The 18465-nt window shown below is 71.8% G+C and carries 19 protein-coding genes; 7 read left to right on the forward strand and 12 right to left on the reverse strand.

The window, feature by feature from the left end; translation table 11 throughout:
- Nucleotides 1–8 precede the first annotated feature (8 nt).
- Nucleotides 9–749 (reverse strand): hemolysin III family protein, encoded by a 741-nt coding sequence (locus E6U81_RS10845; protein ID WP_206309894.1) that lies wholly within the window; start codon nt 747–749, stop codon nt 9–11.
- Between the two features lie 211 nt (nt 750–960).
- Here E6U81_RS10845 and E6U81_RS10850 point away from each other — a divergent pair, with 211 nt between their 5' ends.
- On the forward strand, nt 961–2787 hold the full coding sequence (locus tag E6U81_RS10850; protein WP_136229840.1) for a phosphoenolpyruvate carboxykinase (GTP): 1827 nt from the start codon (nt 961–963) through the stop codon (nt 2785–2787).
- A 133-nt stretch (nt 2788–2920) separates the two neighbouring features.
- Here E6U81_RS10850 and E6U81_RS10855 read toward each other — a convergent pair whose 3' ends face one another.
- Genes E6U81_RS10855 through E6U81_RS10870 form a run of 4 tightly spaced genes read right to left on the reverse strand, consistent with a single transcriptional unit; the run spans nt 2921 to nt 7480 of the window.
- Nucleotides 2921–3541: a hypothetical protein gene (locus E6U81_RS10855; RefSeq protein WP_206309895.1), complete on the reverse strand. Its 621-nt coding sequence runs from the start codon at nt 3539–3541 to the stop codon at nt 2921–2923.
- A complete protein-coding gene (locus tag E6U81_RS10860; RefSeq protein ID WP_136229906.1) occupies nt 3528–5156 on the reverse strand; it encodes a VWA domain-containing protein in 1629 nt (542 codons plus the stop codon). The genes E6U81_RS10855 and E6U81_RS10860 overlap by 14 nt, the downstream gene beginning before the upstream one ends.
- A gap of 44 nt (nt 5157–5200) precedes the next feature.
- Entirely contained in the window at nt 5201–6388 is a 1188-nt protein-coding gene (locus E6U81_RS10865) for a toxic anion resistance protein (RefSeq protein ID WP_136229841.1), read from the reverse strand.
- 15 nt (nt 6389–6403) lie between these two features.
- Nucleotides 6404–7480 (reverse strand): substrate-binding domain-containing protein, encoded by a 1077-nt coding sequence (locus tag E6U81_RS10870; RefSeq protein ID WP_136229842.1) that lies wholly within the window; start codon nt 7478–7480, stop codon nt 6404–6406.
- A gap of 144 nt (nt 7481–7624) precedes the next feature.
- Between E6U81_RS10870 and E6U81_RS10875 the strand changes: the two genes are divergently transcribed.
- On the forward strand, nt 7625–8065 hold the full coding sequence (locus tag E6U81_RS10875; RefSeq protein WP_136229843.1) for a hypothetical protein: 441 nt from the start codon (nt 7625–7627) through the stop codon (nt 8063–8065).
- A gap of 91 nt (nt 8066–8156) precedes the next feature.
- On the opposite strand, the gene E6U81_RS10880 is transcribed toward E6U81_RS10875, so the two are convergent.
- From E6U81_RS10880 to E6U81_RS10890, 3 genes are all read right to left on the reverse strand, one after another.
- Nucleotides 8157–8801: an RDD family protein gene (locus E6U81_RS10880; protein ID WP_136229844.1), complete on the reverse strand. Its 645-nt coding sequence runs from the start codon at nt 8799–8801 to the stop codon at nt 8157–8159.
- A 229-nt stretch (nt 8802–9030) separates the two neighbouring features.
- A complete protein-coding gene (locus E6U81_RS10885; protein ID WP_136229845.1) occupies nt 9031–9423 on the reverse strand; it encodes a hypothetical protein in 393 nt (130 codons plus the stop codon).
- A 162-nt stretch (nt 9424–9585) separates the two neighbouring features.
- Nucleotides 9586–10797, reverse strand: coding sequence for a pyridoxal phosphate-dependent aminotransferase (locus E6U81_RS10890; protein ID WP_136229846.1), 1212 nt, complete (start codon nt 10795–10797; stop codon nt 9586–9588).
- Between the two features lie 432 nt (nt 10798–11229).
- On the opposite strand from E6U81_RS10890, the gene E6U81_RS10895 reads away from it, so the two are divergent.
- Nucleotides 11230–11442 carry a hypothetical protein gene (locus E6U81_RS10895; protein ID WP_031149837.1) on the forward strand — a complete coding sequence of 71 codons (213 nt, stop codon included), beginning with the start codon at nt 11230–11232 and terminating at the stop codon, nt 11440–11442.
- A gap of 516 nt (nt 11443–11958) precedes the next feature.
- Here E6U81_RS10895 and E6U81_RS10900 read toward each other — a convergent pair.
- A complete protein-coding gene (locus E6U81_RS10900; RefSeq protein WP_136229847.1) occupies nt 11959–12180 on the reverse strand; it encodes a hypothetical protein in 222 nt (73 codons plus the stop codon).
- 844 nt (nt 12181–13024) lie between these two features.
- On the opposite strand from E6U81_RS10900, the gene E6U81_RS10905 reads away from it, so the two are divergent.
- Entirely contained in the window at nt 13025–13501 is a 477-nt protein-coding gene (locus E6U81_RS10905; RefSeq protein ID WP_136229848.1) for a macro domain-containing protein, read from the forward strand.
- Nucleotides 13502–13604: 103 nt separating this feature from the next.
- On the forward strand, nt 13605–13979 hold the full coding sequence (locus E6U81_RS10910; RefSeq protein ID WP_136229849.1) for a hypothetical protein: 375 nt from the start codon (nt 13605–13607) through the stop codon (nt 13977–13979).
- Here the strand turns inward: E6U81_RS10910 and E6U81_RS10915 are convergent.
- On the reverse strand, nt 13976–14434 hold the full coding sequence (locus E6U81_RS10915) for a nitroreductase/quinone reductase family protein (RefSeq protein WP_136229850.1): 459 nt from the start codon (nt 14432–14434) through the stop codon (nt 13976–13978). The two genes, E6U81_RS10910 and E6U81_RS10915, sit on opposite strands and share 4 nt — an antisense overlap.
- Nucleotides 14435–14540: 106 nt before the next feature.
- Between E6U81_RS10915 and E6U81_RS10920 the strand changes: the two genes are divergently transcribed.
- Nucleotides 14541–15500 carry a LysR family transcriptional regulator gene (locus E6U81_RS10920; RefSeq protein WP_136229851.1) on the forward strand — a complete coding sequence of 320 codons (960 nt, stop codon included), beginning with the start codon at nt 14541–14543 and terminating at the stop codon, nt 15498–15500.
- Between the two features lie 160 nt (nt 15501–15660).
- Here the strand turns inward: E6U81_RS10920 and E6U81_RS10925 are convergent, their stop codons facing one another.
- A complete protein-coding gene (locus tag E6U81_RS10925; RefSeq protein WP_030034983.1) occupies nt 15661–15846 on the reverse strand; it encodes a hypothetical protein in 186 nt (61 codons plus the stop codon).
- Between the two features lie 178 nt (nt 15847–16024).
- On the opposite strand from E6U81_RS10925, the gene E6U81_RS10930 reads away from it, so the two are divergent.
- Nucleotides 16025–17371: a carbohydrate-binding protein gene (locus tag E6U81_RS10930; protein ID WP_136229852.1), complete on the forward strand. Its 1347-nt coding sequence runs from the start codon at nt 16025–16027 to the stop codon at nt 17369–17371.
- Between the two features lie 77 nt (nt 17372–17448).
- On the opposite strand, the gene E6U81_RS10935 is transcribed toward E6U81_RS10930, so the two are convergent.
- Complete coding sequence (locus E6U81_RS10935) at nt 17449–18465, reverse strand: YdcF family protein (RefSeq protein ID WP_136229853.1); 1017 nt, start codon at nt 18463–18465, stop codon at nt 17449–17451.

An 18465-nucleotide genomic window follows, 5' to 3' on the forward strand; every position in this document is an offset into this window, starting at 1 on the left:
CGGCGGGCTCAGTGCTGGTAGGCGGCGAGCGAGATGCCGACGTAGTGCGCGACGAAGGCCGCGAGGGTCAGCGAGTGGAAGACCTCGTGGAAGCCGAAGAAGCGGGGGGAGGGGTTGGGCCGCTTCATTCCGTAGATGACCCCGCCGACGCTGTAGAGGAGGCCGCCGACGATCACCAGGACGAGGACGGCGATGCCGCCGGTGCGCATGAAGTCGGGCAGGAAGAAGACCGCGGCCCAGCCCATGGCGATGTAGCAGGGGGTGTAGAGCCAGCGCGGGGCGCCGACCCAGAAGACGCGGAAGGCGATGCCGGCGGCGGCCGCGATCCACACCGCCCACAGCAGGGTCCGGCCGGTGGAGGGCGGGAGCAGCAGGACGGTCAGCGGGGTGTAGGTGCCCGCGATGATCAGGAAGATGTTGGCGTGGTCGAGCCGCCGCAGGATGGCTTCGCCGCGCGGGCCCCAGGTCCCGCGGTGGTAGACCGCGCTGACGCCGAAGAGCAGGCAGGCGGTGAGGATGTAGACGCCGCAGGCGACGCGGGCGCGGGTCGAGTCGGTGAAGGCCATCAGCGCGAGGCCGGCGACGACCACCGCGGGGAACATGCCGAGGTGGAGCCAGCCGCGCAGCAGCGGCTTGGCCTCGATCGCGGACTCGACGGCTTCCGCGGCCTCGACGACCGGGGAAGCCTCGGAGGCCGCGGCGGCCTCGGGGGAGGGGACGGCGGCGGCGTCAGAAGTCATGCGCGCCATGCTACCTACGGGCCCGTAGGTTTCTGCTCATCCTCTTTACGGAAGATTGACGGACGTGGCAATGCTCACGTGAGAGGCCCTCTGGACATATGCGCACATCCACCGGATGATCAGATGAGTGCGGTCGACACCGGATGAGCGGAGCGCGAAGCGTCCGGGTCGCAGCCCCCACGGGGCCTACACCAAACAAACCCCTCAACAAGGAGCAATCGTGGCGCGCGACAACGCGGCTCCCACCATCCCGACGACTCACCAGGAGCTGATCTCCTGGGTGGACGAGATCGCAGCCCTCACCCAGCCGGACCGCGTCGTCTGGTGCGACGGCTCCGAGGGCGAGTACGAGCGCCTGTGCGAGGAGCTCGTCGCCAAGGGAACGTTCAAGAAGCTCGACGAGACGAAGCGCCCGAACTCCTACTACGCGGCCTCCGACCCCTCCGACGTCGCGCGCGTCGAGGACCGCACCTTCATCTGCTCCGAGAAGGAAGAGGACGCGGGCCCCACGAACCACTGGAAGGCTCCTTCCGAGATGAAGGAGATCTTCGCGGGGGAGAAGGGCATCTTCCGCGGCTCCATGAAGGGCCGGACGATGTACGTCGTCCCGTTCTGCATGGGCCCCCTCGGCTCCGAGCTCTCCGCGATCGGCGTCGAGATCACCGACTCCGCCTACGTCGCCGTCGCCATGCGCACCATGACCCGCATGGGCAAGGCCGTCCTCGAGGAGCTCGGCACCGACGGGTTCTTCGTCAAGGCCGTCCACACCCTCGGCGCTCCGCTCGCCGAGGGCGAGGCCGACGTGCCGTGGCCGTGCAACACCACCAAGTACATCTCGCACTTCCCCGAGTCCCGTGAGATCTGGTCCTACGGATCCGGCTACGGCGGCAACGCCCTGCTCGGCAAGAAGTGCTACGCCCTGCGCATCGCGTCCGTCATGGCCCGCGACGAGGGCTGGCTCGCCGAGCACATGCTGATCCTCAAGCTCACCCCGCCGGCCGGCGAGGGCGACACCAAGTACGTCGCCGCCGCCTTCCCGTCCGCCTGCGGCAAGACCAACCTCGCCATGCTGGAGCCCACGATCCCCGGCTGGACGGTCGAGACCATCGGCGACGACATCGCCTGGATGCGCTTCGGCGAGGACGGCCGCCTCTACGCGATCAACCCCGAGGCCGGCTTCTTCGGCGTCGCCCCCGGCACCGGCGAGCACACCAACGCCAACGCCATGAAGACCATGTACGCCAACACCGTCTTCACCAACGTCGCGCTCACCGACGACGGCGACGTCTGGTGGGAGGGCATGACCGAAGAGGCGCCCGCCCACCTGATCGACTGGAAGGGCAACGACTGGACCCCGGAGTCCGGGACCCCGGCCGCCCACCCCAACGCCCGCTTCGCCGTCCCGGCCTCCCAGTGCCCGACGATCGCCGCCGAGTGGGAGGACCCCAAGGGCGTCCCGATCTCCGCGATCCTCTTCGGCGGCCGCCGCGCCTCCGCCGTGCCGCTGGTCACCGAGTCCTTCGACTGGAACCACGGCGTCTTCATCGGCTCGAACATCGCCTCCGAGAAGACCGCCGCCGCCGAGGGCAAGGTCGGCGAGCTGCGCCGCGACCCCTTCGCCATGCTGCCGTTCTGCGGCTACAACATGGGCGACTACATGGCCCACTGGGTCAAGGTCGGCGCCTCCGCGGACGCCGCAAAGCTCCCGAAGATCTACTACGTGAACTGGTTCCGCAAGAACGACGCGGGCAAGTTCGTGTGGCCCGGCTTCGGCGAGAACAGCCGCGTCCTGAAGTGGATCGTCGGCCGCCTCGACGGCACCGCCGAAGGCGTCGAGACCCCCATCGGCATCCTGCCGACCAAGGACTCCCTCGACCTCGACGGCCTGGACCTCCCGGCCGAGGACCTCGACTTCCTCCTCACCGTCGACAAGGAGGTCTGGCGCGAGGAGGCCGCCCTGGTCCCCGAGCACCTCAACACCTACGGCGACCACACTCCCAAGGAGCTGTGGGAGCAGTACCACGCCCTCGTGGAGCGCCTGGGCTGAGCCGGGACACGCCCTGAGGAAGGGCACGCCCTGAACAAGGGCCGATGAACGTGGGAGCCCCCGACCAAGCGGCGTCCCACCGCTGTGGGAGCCCCCGACCAAGCGGCGCCCACCGCAGCACCGACCTGCCCTGTCAGGAGCGTCCGCGCTCCTCCAGGTAGGTCGTGTGCGTCTGCTGACGGCGGGCCTCCACCTCGTGGAGGCCCGCCGTTACGCGTTGCGCCTCCTCGCGCAGGAGCCCCAGCTGCCGCTCCAGGTGCCGCTCCGGCGACTCGCCGCCCGGCGCCATCCGGCTCCACCAGCGGGTCCGGTGATAGGCGTCCACGCTCTCCGGCACGTCCTGCCGGACCGCCCGGGACACCGCGTGCACCGCCTCCGGTTCGGCCGCCAGCACATCCGCCACCCACCCCGGCTCCAGCAGCGCCCCGTACAGCTCCAGCAGCCCGGCGAGCGCCTCCCCGGGCCCCGACGGCAGCTCCACCTCGGCGACGTAGCCGCGCAGCCTCCCGAAGTCCTCGCGCAGCACGCCGAGCTCCTCACGCGGATCGAAGGGCGGCGGCGCCGTCCGCTCCGGCGGGGCGATCAGCGCGCCCGCCCCATACAGCCCGGCGACCACCAGCGGCCAGTACGCGCCGGCCACCCCGGCCAGGGCCAGGGCCAGCCCGGCCACCCCGCAGACGGAGCCGGTCAGGTTCTTCCTCGACTCCAGGTATGTCAGGGCCCTCGTCACCCCGGTCGCCCTACTGGTAGCCACGGATCTCCTCGAAGGCTCCGGCCAGCGAACGGTTCCCGCCGGTGGCGTCGAAGAGCCTCCCGCCGGTCAGTTCGGTGATGCGGGTGAGCTCCTTGCGGTCCGAGTCGCCGAACAGCACGGCGAAGACCGGCGTCCGCTTCTGCGCCTCGGGCAGCTTCGCGTAGAAGGAGTCGAAGTGCTCGGCCCCGACGCCCTCGGTGTTCTCGCCGTCCGTCATCAGCACGATCGAGGTGAAGGCGTCCGCGCTGCCCTTGCCGAGCTGCTCGTACGCCGCCTCCAGGCTGCTGTAGATTGCCGTCCCGCCGTCCGGCTCCAGCGACTTCACGTCCCGGCGGATCGCGTCCAGGGCGGGCCCCGGATTGCCCGGCTCCACCACGTGGGTGTTCACCTCCTTCACCTTCGACCCGAACGGCAGCAGCGTGACCTCCTCGCGGTCCCGGAAGCGCCGCCCCGTACCCGAAGTGCCCGTGCCCGTCAGGTCGGTGAGCGCCGACCGCAGCCGCCCGATGCGGTCCTCCTCGCTCATCGAACCCGAGGTGTCCAGCACGTACACCGTCCGCGACGGCCGGCGCAGCTCGTTCTCGTAACTGGCCAGCAGCCCGTCGGCGACGACGCGCGAGCCGGGGAAGGGCAGCTCGCGCCGCTTGTCCTGGTCCAGCCCGGCGGCCGGCGCCACCCCGGCCGCGACCGGCCGGCGGAAGGTCTGCCCGGTGATCGCCTGCTGCGCCTCCGGGCCGCGCAGCCAGTCCGTCAGCGCCCGCCCCGCATCACGGGCCCCGGCCGGGGCCGAGGTCAGCAGGGTCAGCGGGTAGTGGGCCGTGACCACACCGTCGCGCGGCCGGACCACCGTCAGTGGAGCTCCGGAGCCCTTCGCGTCACGGTTCATGGACAGCAGCACCGACTCGTAGTTCACCAGCGCGTCCACGTCCCCGCGCCTGCCGTACGCGGCCACGAGCCAGCCCGAGGAGCCCGACGTCAGCTTCTGCCCGGCGAAGAACTCCTTCAGCCGGGGCGTCGCCGCCTTCACGTCCGCGTCGCTCAGCGCCGCCTGCGCCCCCGACAGCCCCGAGGCCACCGAGACCAGCGCCGAGAAGCCGGAGTTGGAACGCACCGGGTCGGTCATCCCGTACGTCAGCCTCCCGGCGGCGACGGCCTCGTGCACCGCCGGCCAGGTCACCTCCCCGGGCTTCCAGCCGAGCCGGGCCAGTGCTTCCGGCTTCACCCCGAGGGCGACGGGCGAGGACATCACCGGGGTCTCGCTGGAGAGCTTCCCGGCGGCCTCGGGGCGCAGCCGCAGGTAGTCGTTGGAGGAGAGCCAGATCGCGTCGTACCGGCCGTCGGCCTGCCCGGCGGCGACCTGCTCGGCGGCGTCCAGCGTCCCGGACCACGTCAGCTTCACGGTGACCCCGGTCGCCTTCCGGGCCTGCTCCAGCACCGGCTCCATGTCCGCGAGCTCACTGGAGGCCAACACCCGCAGGGTGCCCTCCTGGTAGGCCGTCTCCGCGGGCCCCGCGGGCTCGTCGGAGGTGCAGGCCGTCGCCGCCGCGAGCACGGCGAGGGCGAGCGCGAGCGCGAGGCCCGTCCGGGCCGGCCGGCGCCCCGGCCGCGGGGGCAGGGGCAGAGCCCCTGCCACGCCCGGGACGGCCCGCCCGGCCGCGCTCACAGGGCACCGCCCTCAAGGGCACCGGCGGTCCGCGTCCGCTCCAGGTACGCCGACGCGCTCTGCAGCTCACCGGCCAGGGACTCCACCGTCGCCGCCATGTTCTCCGCTGCCTGCACCTTGAAGGTGTCGATCGCGTCCAGCGTCTTGTAGATCTGCGCGAAGGCCGTCCGCAGGGTCTGTGCGCCCACCGCCGGATCCGCCGCGATCCGCTGGATCTCGCCGCTCTGCGCGGACAGCATCTCGGCGTTGCCGCGGATCAGGTCCTCCGTGGTCCCCTTCAGGGCGTTGACCTGCTCGATCACCTTGTGCTGGCTCTCCAGCGCCGACGCCAGCATCACCGCGATGCGCAGCGCCGAGACGGTGGTCGTGGCCGCCCGGTCGACGCCCTTGATCAGCTCGTCGTTGTTGCGCCTGACCACGTCCATCGCCAGGTAGCCCTGGGCGCAGACGGCCAACTGCGTCAGCAGGTCCTGGTGCTTCTGCCGGACCGGGAAGAGCACGTCCGCGCGCAGCGCGTCCGCTCCCTGCGGGTCCGTCGGCTCGGTCTCGGCGACCCGCCGGGCGACGGCGCCGTCCAGAGCCTCGGTGAGCACCGCGTACTCCTGGAGCCTGCCCATCGTCTCCCACAGCCGGGAGCGCTCGGTGTGCAGGGCCGCGTTGTCGCGGCGCAGCTCGTCCTGGCCGCTGCGCAGCGCCCCCACGATCCGGTTCAGGGTGGCCTGCGAGGAGGCGTACTTCGCCACGTGGTCGCGGAACCGGTTGCCGCCCGGCAGCTTCGCCAGCAGCCTGCGGGCGCCCTTGGCGGGCGCGTCCCGCGGGTCGAGGTCCTCGACCGTGCGCCGCAGCTCGACCAGGGAACCGGCGACGCGTGCCTGGGCGTCGCCGCCGCCGTCGGAGCCGAGGGAGCGTACGGCCCGCTCCAGCATCCGGTTGGACTGCTGGGCGGCGGTGCGGACGTCGGACGAGCCGAGTGCGGTGATCTCGCCGATGCGCTGCGCGAACTCGGGGGAGCGGGCGTCGATCCCGGCGAGCGAGCCGACGTACTCCCCGGCCCGGCGGGCCATCTCGTCGCGGACGCCGTCCTGGAGCGGTACGAGTCCGGCGGCCTGCTCCTTGCGGACGGGGGCGACGGGCTCGGGGGCGCTGAGGACGAGCGGGGTGTCCCCGGGAGGTGTCGAAGTCATGGGTCTGAAGTCCCCCTAGCCCTTGGCGCGCTGGGCGAGCGCCATGAGGATCTTGACGGTGGGTGTGCCGACCTGGCGGATCCCGGTGAGCCCCGGGTTGAGGTAGCCGGCGTGCGGGGCGGTGGCGGCGGTGAACTCGGCCACGCCGTCCTGCGGGCGGAACCCGCGGAGCACGGCCAGCTCGCGCAGCCGCGGATCGGTGGCCAGGAGCGCGCCCAGCTCCTTCGCGTCGTCGCTGAGCGGTACGAAGGTGTGCGCCGTGTTCACGGTGGTGTCCGGGTAGAGCACCACCATCTCGCCCGGGTTCTGCTTCTGCAGCAGCAGCGAGGCGACCTGGGACTCGTACACCAGGATCAGCGGTTCGCCGCTGCCGCTGATGAAGGCCCGGAAGGGGTCGTCGCTGCTGGTCTCCAGGGCGCCCTGGACGGAGATCAGCTTGTGCATCAGGGGCGCGGTGCGCTCGATCCCGGCGTCGTCGGAGACGACGCTGTTGCCGTTCGCGACGTTGGAGGTGGCGGCAAGGAAGAGCGCGCCGGAGTTGGAGGAGGCCGGGTCGGTGGTCTTGACGAACACCGTGCCGGTCAGCTCGGCGTGGGCGGAGGATCCGGGCAGCTGCTGCCAGGTGCGGTCCTCGGCGGCGGCCTTGAGGAAGGGGCCCATCAGCAGGGTCCCGGAGTTCTTGCCGGTCATGGTGGCGAGTTCGCCGGCGGCCAGCACCCGGGCGGCTTCCGGCCTGGCGATCACGACGAGCGGGGAGTAGAAGGGCTTGGTCTCCTGGGCTCCCTTGAGCCCGGCGGCCGCCGCGACCTCCTTGGCGGGTTCGCTGCTGCCGGGGAAGGCGAAGTCGAATTCCTTCAGGGCGAGTTGGTCCATCGCCCAGGAGCCCGAGGTCTCCGTCTTCACGATGTAGCCCTTGGCGGCAAGGGCCTTGACGACGTCGGGGTCGCGGAAGAAGTCGGACTTCTCCGAACCGATGACGCCACGCACGGTCTTCGTTGCCGTGGATCTGGGGTGTTCCCGCCCCTGCAGTGCGACGTAGAGCACGCCGCCGATCAGGAGGAGGCCCAGGAGGATTCCTAGGATGCGTCTCACGGGTGCAGCGTGCTCACGGAAACCCACATTCCGCGCCGTCTTGAGTGAACGTCAGGTGTCCAGGCGGTCCCACTTCGAAATGCTGTGTGAGTTCGCGGGTGCTGGTGGGCGGGGCGGCCGCCCGGGAGGATCGGGGGCATGGGCGTGAGCGCGTTGAAGTGGCAGGGCTGGCTGGTCGGCCTGGTGACGATCGCCGGGCTGCTGGTGTTCGCCCCGCTGGGCCTGTACGTGTGGGCGAGCGGCGGGGAACCGCAGGAGGCGCCGCCGCGGGCGGCGGTCCAGGACGTACGGGTCACCGGCTGCCGTGTCGATCCGGCCAGCCGGCGGGTGGCGGCCGCGGTGGAGGCGACCGGGCGGGCGGAGGGTGCAGGCGCGTACGTCGTGACGGTGGAGTTCCGCGACCGGGCCGAGGCGGATCCGGGGCGGCGGGCCGCCCAGGCGCTGGTGCGGATCCCGGGCGTGGCCCCGGGCGCGACCGAGTACGGGGAGGCGGTCGGCCCGGTGTGGCCGGTGGGGACGGTGCCCTGGTGCGGGGTCGCCGGCGCGGAGTTCACGCAGGCGACCCCGGCACCGGGGCTTCCGTAGCCGGTGGGGCCGGTGGGGCGGTGCGGCCGGTGGCTGTGCTGCCGGTGGGCCGGTGCGGCCGGTGGCTGTGGTGCCGGTGGCCGGTGGCCGCTCAGCCGTTCCGGTTCACCTTGACGACGACGGTGCTGCACACCTTGTCGGCGAAGGTCTGCTTCTTCGCGTCCCACAGCGGCCACAGCCAGCCGAGGTAGCAGGAGATGCTGTCGAGGAAGTGCGCCAGCTTGCGGACGAAGGCCATGCCGAAGCCGAGCGTGGCGCCGTCGGCCTCGCGGTGCAGGCTGATGCCGACGACCTTCTTGCCGATCGTCTGGCCGGTGGTGCCTTCCTTGTAGAGCTGGAAGAAGAGCATGCCGATCGCGTACAGGAAGCCGACGAGGCCGAGGACCGCGCCGACGCCGCCCTCGCCGCCGTCGATCGCGACGCCGATGCCGGTGAGCGCGTACATCGGGCCGGCGATGATCAGGGCGTCGAGGAGGTACGCGCTGAAGCGCAGGCCCCAGTGGGCCAGCGGCGGCATCCCGCCGGGCATCCCGGGCATGCCGGGGGGCGGGTACGCGCCGTAGGCCGGCGGCGGCGGGGTCTGCTGCGGGTAGCCGTACTGGGGGGCCGCGCCCGGCGCCGGCTGCTGCGGGTAGCCGTACTGCGGGGGAACGCCCTGCGGGGCCTGCTGGCCGTAGCCGGGCTGGCCCTGCGGGGGCTGCTGGCCGTACGGGTTGTTCGGATCGCCGAAGCTCATTGGCGCATCTCTCCAGGGTGCTCGATCGGGGACGAAGCGGAGTGGAGGAGATGGTTCATATGAGCGGCCTCCCCCGTGCTGCCGCGATGTTTCAGCCAACATCGTGTTCGGCAGCTCGGGATCTGTCCAATTCATTGGTCGCGCGACGAGCGGCGGCGCGCCCGGTAAGGGCAGTTCGCGAGGGTATGGCGCCCGGTCCGGAGCCTCCGCGGCCCCGGACCGGGGCCGTCTAGAGGGCGCCGGCCAGGTCCAGGGACTCCAGGGCGGCGGCGTGCGCGTCCATGCGCTCGGCGGCGAGGATCGCGACGGTGGTGTCGGCGCGGGACGCGGCGACGAGGAGAGCGCGGGCGGCGAGGTCGTGCGCGCGCTGGTGCAGCGCGGCGGCGCCCCCCATAGGACCCCGGGGTGCCCGGGCGGGCTGGTCCCCGCGCAGCCGGGTCACCTGGGCGGCGATCTCGGCGGCGGCCTCGTCGAGCCCGAGTTCGTCGGTGACGGCGAGCAGGGCCGCGAGGTGGCCGGCGAGCTGGATTCCCAGTGCTTCGCCGCGGCTGCTGTGGGGGTAGTCGACCGTGGTGCCGCCCATGCGCTGGACGACCGGCTTCGTGCGGATCGGCTCATACATGCGGAGGCCTCCTGCGTGGTCAGGAGACCATCCTACATTGGATTGGTTCTAAAGTTGAGCTGAATCCTGCTGTTGTCCGAGTGTGCGCGGTCCGGCGTCCTGATCTTGCTGTCCGACCCCGGCGTCCGCGCGTCGGCGTCGCGCGCCGGGGTCGGCAGGTGGTCAGGCCTGGCTGTAGCCGTCCAGGAAGTTCCCGATCCGGGTCACGGCGTCGGCCAGGTCCTTGGCGTTGGGCAGGGTCACGATCCGGAAGTGGTCGGGCTCGGGCCAGTTGAAGCCCGTACCGTGCACGACCATGATCTTCTCGGCCCGCAGCAGGTCCAGGACCATCTGCCGGTCGTCCTTGATCTTGTAGACCGCCGGGTCCAGCCTCGGGAAGGCGTACAGCGCGCCCTTCGGCTTCACGCAGGAGACGCCCGGGATCTGGGTGAGCAGGTCGTACGCGACGTTGCGCTGCTCCAGGATCCGCCCGCCGGGCAGGACCAGGTCCTCGATGGACTGCCGACCGCCGAGTGCGGTGGCCACCGCGTGCTGCGAGGGCATGTTCGCGCACAGGCGCATGTTCGCGAGGATCGTGAGGCCCTCGATGTAGTCGGTGGCGTGCTTCTTCGGGCCGCACACGGCCATCCAGCCGGCCCGGTAGCCCGCGACCCGGTAGTTCTTGGACAGGCCGTTGAAGGTCAGCGTCAGGACGTCCGGGGCGATGGCGGCCGTGTTGACGTGCTTGGTGCCGTCGTAGAGGATCCGGTCGTAGATCTCGTCCGAGCAGACGATCAGGTTGTGGCGGCGCGCGATGTCCGTCAGCCCGCGCAGCATCTCCTCGTCGTAGACGGCGCCGGTCGGGTTGTTCGGGTTGATGATCACGATCGCCTTGGTGCGGTCGGTGACCTTGCGCTCGATGTCGGCGAGATCCGGCATCCAGTCGGCCTGCTCGTCGCAGCGGTAGTGCACGGCCGTACCGCCGGCCAGGGAGACGGATGCCGTCCACAGCGGGTAGTCCGGTGCCGGGACCAGTACCTCGTCGCCGTCGTCGAGCAGTGCCTGCATCGACATCGTGATCAGCTCGGAGACGCCGTTGCCGAGGTAGATGTCCTCGACGTCCAGCTCGATGCCCTTGGTCTGGTAGTGCTGCATGACCGCGCGGCGCGCGGACAGCAGGCCCTTCGCGTCGCCGTAGCCGTGGGCGGTGCCCAGGTTGCGGAGCATGTCCTCGAGGATCTCCGGCGGGCACTCGAAGCCGAAGGCCGCGGGGTTGCCGGTGTTGAGCTTGAGGATGCGATGACCTGCTGCTTCGAGCCGCATGGCCTCTTCGAGCACGGGGCCGCGGATCTCGTAGCAGACATTGGCGAGTTTGGTTGACTGGATCACCTGCATGACGGGAGCTTACGGGCCCGGGTGTGGGCGCGACCTGCCTTTTCACCCGGATACTCCAAGGTCGTTTTGTCCCGATTGGTGTGATGGGCGGGTGGGTGTGCGCTCTTCCCTTGGAATCCGGGGCCGCGGCCGTGCTCGGCCTGCGGAATGGGTGAGGCGCACTGCAGGGGGAGGGGTGCGTGTTGCCCTCGTCACCTTGGGGGTGGAGGGGCTGCGGGGGCGCCCGAGCGCGCGGGCCGAGCGCGCGGGCCGCGTACCCGGACTGAGTACGCGGGCTGAGTACGCGCACTCATGCGGCCGCCGGGCCCGCGGTGGAGGCTGGAGTCCTGAACGAGGGCGAGCGATGCGAGCGATACGAGCGATACGAGCATGCCCGACCGGCGGCGAGTGGCGAGTGAGGGGCGCGGGGCAGTGGAGTTCCTAGTCGGTGACATGGCGATCACCACGATCGGCACGGATGGCGACGACCGGGCGATCGAGTTCCTGGTCAGACCGGAGGGCACCCCGGAGGAGGGGCACTTCGCCATCTTCCGCGAGCACGGCCGCGGCTGGGAGGACGCCCGCCTGACCATCGACCCCGCGGCGGGCAGCGTCCCGGTGGCGGCGGTCGAGTGGGCGGTGGAGTTCGCGCGGGAGTACCTCTGAGGGGTACGGGCTCCACGTACGCGGCGGGATCGAAGGGCGGCGGAAGCCGGCGGGGCGGGGCCGGGGAGCGCGGGGCGGTGGTGTGGGGCGGTGTTTCGGTGGGGCGGTATCAGGGTTGTGCTGGGGGTTTCCCGTCCGTCCTATCGTCTTCCGTGTCGGGCCGGTCCCTCAAGGGCGCTCGTTCCTCGCGTCGCTTCGCGATGGCCTTCGGCCACCCTTGACCGCCCGTCCCGCCCCGGAAAATCGAGGACAGCCGGGAAGCCCCCAGAAGAACGGGCCGGGGGAGAAGACACCCTCGGGCACATCAGCGATGGACGGGGTGGTCGGGGGAGCGCCTCAAATCGCTACGCGGTCCTGTCCGACGGCGTCTGCGGGCCTCTGTGGCTGGGCATAAGCCGCCATCGATCGCTACACGCTTCCCCGAGACGGCGTCTGCAGGCCTCTTGGGCTGGGCATAGGCCGCCAGCGATGGCGAGGCGCTTCTCGATCACGCGTCCGCGGACTGTCTGGGGCTGGTCAGGTGCGTTGACCCGGGTGGAGTTCGGCTGACTCGATGTTGTCGACTGCGGTGGAGAACTCGCGGCCGGACGGCCCCCGGATGTGGGCCAGCTCCATCCAGTGGGGGTGCACCGAGTTCGAGACGTCCTCGTTGACTACGGCCATCAGCTCGCCCTCGATGCCGCTGGCGTCTGGCGCACCGCATCGATGCCATCGTCGCGGCGCATCAGGCTCTCCCACTGGACTGACGCGCCGGGTGGTGATCGTTGGCGTCCGCCCGTCGCGCGGGAGGGTCGATCCACCGGCTGAGCCGATGCCAACCCCCATCAAGACCAAAGCAAGGTCACAACCGCACGCCCAAACAAGGGCAATTGGTGCAAATGGAAGCCTCTTTGGGGTCCCTGCCCGCTCAGACCTGGATGGGCATCGCCTCAGCCGTCATCTGACGCCTTTCCTCCCCCCAGACCGCCCGCAGACGCCGTCCAAGTTGGGCGCATCAGAGCGTCTGCGGCTTATGGCCAGCCCCAGACGGTCTGCAGTCGCGTGATCGAGAAGCTCGTACCGATCTGAGGCGGCTTATGCCCAGCCCAAGAGGCCTGCGGACGCCGTCGGGCAGGACCGTGTAGCGATCTGAGGCGTCCCCCCGACCGCCCCGCCCCTCACTGATGTGCCCGTCCCTCTGTCTCTCCCCCCGGCCCGTTCTTCTGGGGGCTTCCCGGCTGTCCTCGATTTTCCGGGGCGGGACGGGCGGTCAAGGGTGGAGCGCAGCGACATCGCGAAGCGACGCGAGGAAGGAGCGCCCTTGAGGGACCGGCACGAACCGGAAGACGATAGGACGGACGGGAAACCCCCAGCACAACTGTGATGCCGCCCCGCTCAGACACCGCCCCCGCGCCGCCGCCCCTCGCTCAGCCATCCCGCCCCGCTCACACCCCGCTCCCGCGTCACCGCCCCCGCGGTTCCCCCCCGCCCCGCGGTTCCCCCCGCCCCTGCGTTCCCCCCGCCCCGTCGGGTGTCGGACCGCCTCCGGTCAGCCCCCTCTACTGCGCGCGGCATTGTCGGCGGGGCGGTTTACCTTCGGGGTATGAAGGCGTTGAGGATCATTGCCGGGGACGCTACGAGTCCCCAGGCCGCGGGGCCCAAGATCATTGCCCATGTCTGCAACGACCTCGGCGGGTGGGGGAAGGGCTTCGTGCTGGCCCTCTCCAAGCGGTGGCCCGAGCCGGAGGCCGCGTACCGGGCCTGGCATCGGGGGCGCAGCGGCAACGACTTCGGGCTGGGCGCCGTGCAGGTGGTGCGGGTGAAGCCCGACGTGTGGGTGGCCAACATGGTCGGGCAGCGCGGGATGCGCACCGGGAGCGGCGGGCCGCCGATCCGCTACGACGCCCTGGGGCGCTGCCTGGCCGCGCTGGCCGGGCATGCCGTGGAGCTGGGTGCGGGCGTGCACATGCCGAGGATCGGCTGCGGGCTCGCGGGCGGCCGCTGGTCGCGGGTCGAGCCGTTGATCACCCGGGCGCTGTGCGAGCGGGACGTGGCCGTGACCGTCTACGACCACGGCTGATCCGCCGCCACGCCGAGCGGTTCCGGAGGATCGATTCTGCGGGGGTGGGCGTCCGTAGGGTCGTGCCCGCAGATCTCCCGGTCCCCTCCGAAGGGTTTTCCCGATGAAGCTCCGCAATGCCGCGGCCGCCGCGGTCGCAGCCTGCGCGCTGGTCCTCGCCCTGCCCGGGTCGGCCCTGGCCGCCGAAGGGCAGTTCCACTACAAGTACACGGACGACTTCGGCCAGGAGCAGCGCGTGATCCTGGACGACCCGGACAGCGGCGAGTGCATCAACCTCTACGCCGTCGGCTCCGACGACGTGGAGCCCGGCTACGCCCCGCAGAACCAGACCGACTCCTGGGCGACCGTCTACGCCGACGCCGACTGCGCCGGGTCCCAGTGGCGGCTGCGCCCCCTGGGTCGGCCCGCGACCGACCACCTGAGGGTGCGCTCGGTGCGGTTCGAGGTCCGGGACGAGCCCCGCAAGGGCACGTCCTAGCGGCCCGGGTGGCGTTCCAGGATCACCAGGGGGATCTCGCGGGGGCGGGCGGCGGCCTGGTCGTCCTCGAACGGGGGCCAGAGGGCGGTCATCATCTCCCAGTACACCTCCCGCTCCGTCGCGGTGGCCGTGTGCGCCGTCGCCTCGAAGGCGGCGGCGCCGACCTGGAGGCGGACCTCCGGGTGGGCGGTGAGGTTGAGGTACCAGTGGGGGTGGTCCGGGGCGCCGTCGGCGGAAGCCACGACGAGGAAGCGGCCCGCGTCCTCGCCGTAGATCAGCGGGGTGCGTGCCGTGGTGTCCGTGGCGCGGTCGAGCGTGGTGAGCAGCAGGGTGGGGACTCCGTGCCAGAGGTGCCCGTCGGCGCCGGCGGTGCTGACGTAGGCGCGGACATGGTCGAGCTGCGGACCGGGTCGCGGGTCCGTGGGGTGGTCCCAGTCGACTTCGAGTGTGTGCATTTACCTGTCCTTAGGGTTGTGGCCCCCTGGCGGCTAACGAGCATTAACGATTCTGGATGCGTACGACCCGTAGCGCACGTCTATAGGTCTGAACCAAGCTCCTCGTATGGATCTGGAGCTGAGGCATCTCAAGATCGTCAGGGCGGTCGCCGACGCCGGGAGCCTGACCCGGGCCGCCACCGCGCTCGGCCTGGCGCAGCCCGCGCTCAGTACGCAGCTGAAGCGGATCGAGCGGGCGCTGGGCGGCATGCTGTTCGTGCGCGGGCGGGAGGGCGTACGGCCCACCGCGCTCGGGGAGCTGGTGCTGGAGCGGGCGAGAGTGCTGCTGCCCGCGGTGTGCGAGCTCCAGGAGGAGGCCCAGCGGTTCGCCCGGCAGGGGGCGGCGGCGGGCTACCGGCTCGGCGGGACGCACGGGCCGCTGCTCGGGGGGCTCGTGGACCGGCTCGCGCACGGGGAGCCGGGTGTGCCGGTGACGACGTACACCTCCTGGTCGGAGAAGGAGGTCGCCGGGAGTGTCGCCGACGGGCGGCTGGACTTCGCGCTGGTCGGTGTCTGCGGGGAGAGCGCGCCGCCCGAGCCGGGACGGCTCGCCTGGATGGAGGTGGCGCGCGACCCGGTGCACGTGATGCTGGCCGAGGACCACCCGCTGGCCCTGGCCCGGGCCCCGCGCGAGTCGGTGCAGCTGGCCGAGCTGGCCGCCGAGGCGTGGACGGACGTCCCGGGCGACGGATGCTTCGGCGACTGCTTTGCCGCGGCCTGCGTGCGGGCGGGATTCACGCCCGCCTGCGTCTACGAGACCGACACCGCCTCCTGCGTGCACCTGGTGCAGGTGGGGCGGGCCGTCGGCCTGTGCCGGGCCACTTTCCCAGTGACCCCGGGGGTGGTGACGCGGCCGCTCGCCGGGACGCCGCTGGTGTGGCGGCACGTGCTCGGGTGGCATCCCGCCGCGCGGGTCGCCGCGCGGGCTGCGGAGGTGCTGGGCCATGCGAGAGCTGCGCATACGGAGGCTCTGGCGAGGGCGGCCGGGGGGTCGGGGCTGAGGGCTGCGCCGTCGTCCGCCGCTTAGCGGGGCTGACGCAGGCTGGAGGATCGGGGTTCCGCCCCGGACCCCGCGCCTCGAACGCCGGCGAGACGAAAGGTGGGACGGTGCCGCCGGCTGAAGGCACGCCCCCGGCAGGACGCCCCCGGCAGGACCGCCGGGGGCGGGTGGGGCAGCCTTCGGGCGGCTACGGAAGGTAGCGCTCGATGACCTGCGGGCCCTCCTTCTCGATCAACTTGCGGGCCTTCTCGACCCGCTCCGGAGTCGGGTCGTGGCCTGTCGCCATCACGAGGTCCTCGGGGTCGTACGGTCGTTCCCCGCCCGTGAAGAGCCGGTCCGACCGCGTGGGCTGCTCGTCGGGTTCACTGACCATCGCGTACCTCCTACGTATTCCCCTGGCCCCATACTCCGGCCGCCGCCCCATGAACGCACGTCGGCGCCGCGGGGCCCCGGGCATAACACCGGGGGAGGGGCCAACCGGCAGCTCCCGCGGGCAGGTTCGGATTTCTACGGTTTCCGCAGACCCCCACCGGAAACCGAGGAGATCCCCCATGCTCAAGCGACACGCCCGCGCGGCGTGTACCGCCCTGGCCGCCGCCGGGCTGCTGCTGGCCGGGACGGGCGGCGCCACCGCCGACCCCGCCCCCGCAGTGCCCTCGGCAGCCGCCACCCTGCGCACCGCCGACGCGGCCCCCGAGCTGCTCGCCGCCATGCAGCGCGACCTCGGCCTGACCCCCACGCAGGCCAAGGCCCGTCTCGCACACGAAGCCGAGGCCGGGGCCACCGCCGCCCGCCTCCGGGACCGGCTCGGCGCCGCCTTCGCCGGGGCCTGGGTGGACGGGGCCGACTCCGCCGTACTCACCGTGGCGACCACCCGGGCCGCCGACACCGCCGCGATACGGGCCACCGGGGCCCGGGCGAGGCTCGTCACCCGTACCCTCGCCGACCTCGACGGCGCCAAGGCCGCCCTGGACCGGGCCGCGGGCCCCGCGACCCCCGTCCGCTACGTCGACCCGCGCTCCAACACCCTGGTCGTCGAGGAGGCCGAGGCGGGGGCCGCCGCCCGGCTGCTGGCTGCCACCGGTACCGACGCGGCCCTGGTCACGGTCGTGGGTACGGCCGAGGCCCCGCGGCCGCTCCACGACCTGCGCGGCGGTGACGCCTACTACATGAACGGCAGCGGCCGCTGCTCCGTCGGCTTCCCCGTGACCAAGGGGGCCGTGAACGGCTTCGCCACCGCCGGGCACTGCGGGCGCGCCGGGACCACCACCACCGGGTTCAACCAGGTCGCCCAGGGCTCCTTCCAGGCCTCGGTCTTCCCGGGCAACGACATGGCCTGGGTCGCCGCCAACGCCAACTGGTCCTCGACCCCGTACGTGAAGGGCAGCGGCGGCGCGAACGTGCAGGTCGCCGGCTCGGTGCTGCAGCCGGTCGGGGCGTCGGTGTGCCGGTCCGGCTCGACCACCGGATGGCACTGCGGCACGATCCAGCAGCACAACACCAGCGTCACCTACCCCGAGGGCACCATCTCCGGCGTGACCCGTACGACGGTCTGCGCCGAGCCGGGCGACTCCGGCGGCTCCTACATCTCCGGGAGCCAGGCACAGGGCGTGACCTCGGGCGGCTCCGGCAACTGCTCCAGCGGCGGGACCACCTTCTTCCAGCCGCTGAACCCGATCCTGTCGGCGTACGGGCTGACCCTCAAGGTCAGCGGAAGCGACCCCGGCCCCGGGCCCGGCCCCGAGCCGGAGCCGGGCGGCACCTGGAAGGCCGGCACCGTCTACGCGGCCGGCGCCACCGTCACCCACGGCGGCTCGACCTACCGCTGCATCCAGGGGCACCAGGCCCAGACGGGCTGGGAGCCGCCGAACGTCCCGGCGCTCTGGCAGCGGGTCTGATCCTTGACGTGACCGGTGCCGTGACTGCCAAGGGGGGAGTCACGGCACCTTCCCCGTTCGCGCGGGGCGGCCGCCGGTCAGACGAGGACCGCGGCCAGCGTGCCGAGCGCACCGAAGACGGCCAGCAGGCCGCAGATCGACAGGTTGACCATCCGGTGCTCCCAGAAGATGGCGACGAACTCGCGGATGGTGGCGCTCGGCCAGTAGTACTTCGCGGTGGGAGAGCCCAGGACCTGCCCGTTCACGCCGGTCTTGCGCGCCAGCATCGCGGCCCGGAAGGCGTGGAAGTTGTTGGTGACCACCACGCACCGGTAGCCGCGATCGTGGGCCTCCATGATCTGCCGGCTGAAGATCATGTTCTCCTCGGTCGTGGTGGAGCGGTCCTCCAGCACGATGTGCTCCGCCGGCACACCCTCCGCGATCAGCCAGTCCGCCATCGCCCGGGCCTCCGCGACCTTCTCGTCCGAGCCCTTGCCGCCCGAGACGAGCAGCACCGGCGGCCGGCCGCCGCGGGCCAGCTGGACCTCGTAGATCTGCTGCCCCTTGCGCAGCCGCGAGGCCAGCAGCGGCGGTACGCGGTCCCCGCCGATGAGGCCCGAGCCCAGCATGACCACGTGGTCGACGTCGCCGCGCACCTTGATCCGCCCGTAGAGGTAGGCGTAGCCGAGGAAGCAGAAGAAGACGAAGGAGACGTAGCCGGCGACGACGGTGAGGGTCCCGGCGATGCCGCCCAGTACGGGGGAGCCGACGACGCCGACGAGGACCAGCAGCCCGATCAGCGCGAAGATCGCGAGGCCGGCCAGCAGCGACAGCAGGTTGGCCGGGCGGAAGCCCTCCTTGCGGACCATCGTCATGCCGTTGCGCACGAGGAGGACGCCCAGGGCCAGGACGCCGAACGCCGGTGCGGCGAAGGTGAGGACGACGACCGTCACGGCCGCCCAGAAGGGGAGTTTGGCCACCTGGAGGAAGAGGGCGGAGAAGGCGGTCAGGAAGGTCAGCCCCAGGAGCACGGCGTTGCTGAAGCGGCGCCGGTCCTGTCTGACGCTTATGCAGAATGCGAGGAAGAGCAGGGCGGCGAGGGCGAAGGCGACCAT

The organism is Streptomyces sp. A0592 (assembly GCF_004795115.1).
In the GTDB taxonomy this organism is placed as follows: domain Bacteria; phylum Actinomycetota; class Actinomycetes; order Streptomycetales; family Streptomycetaceae; genus Streptomyces; species Streptomyces erythrochromogenes.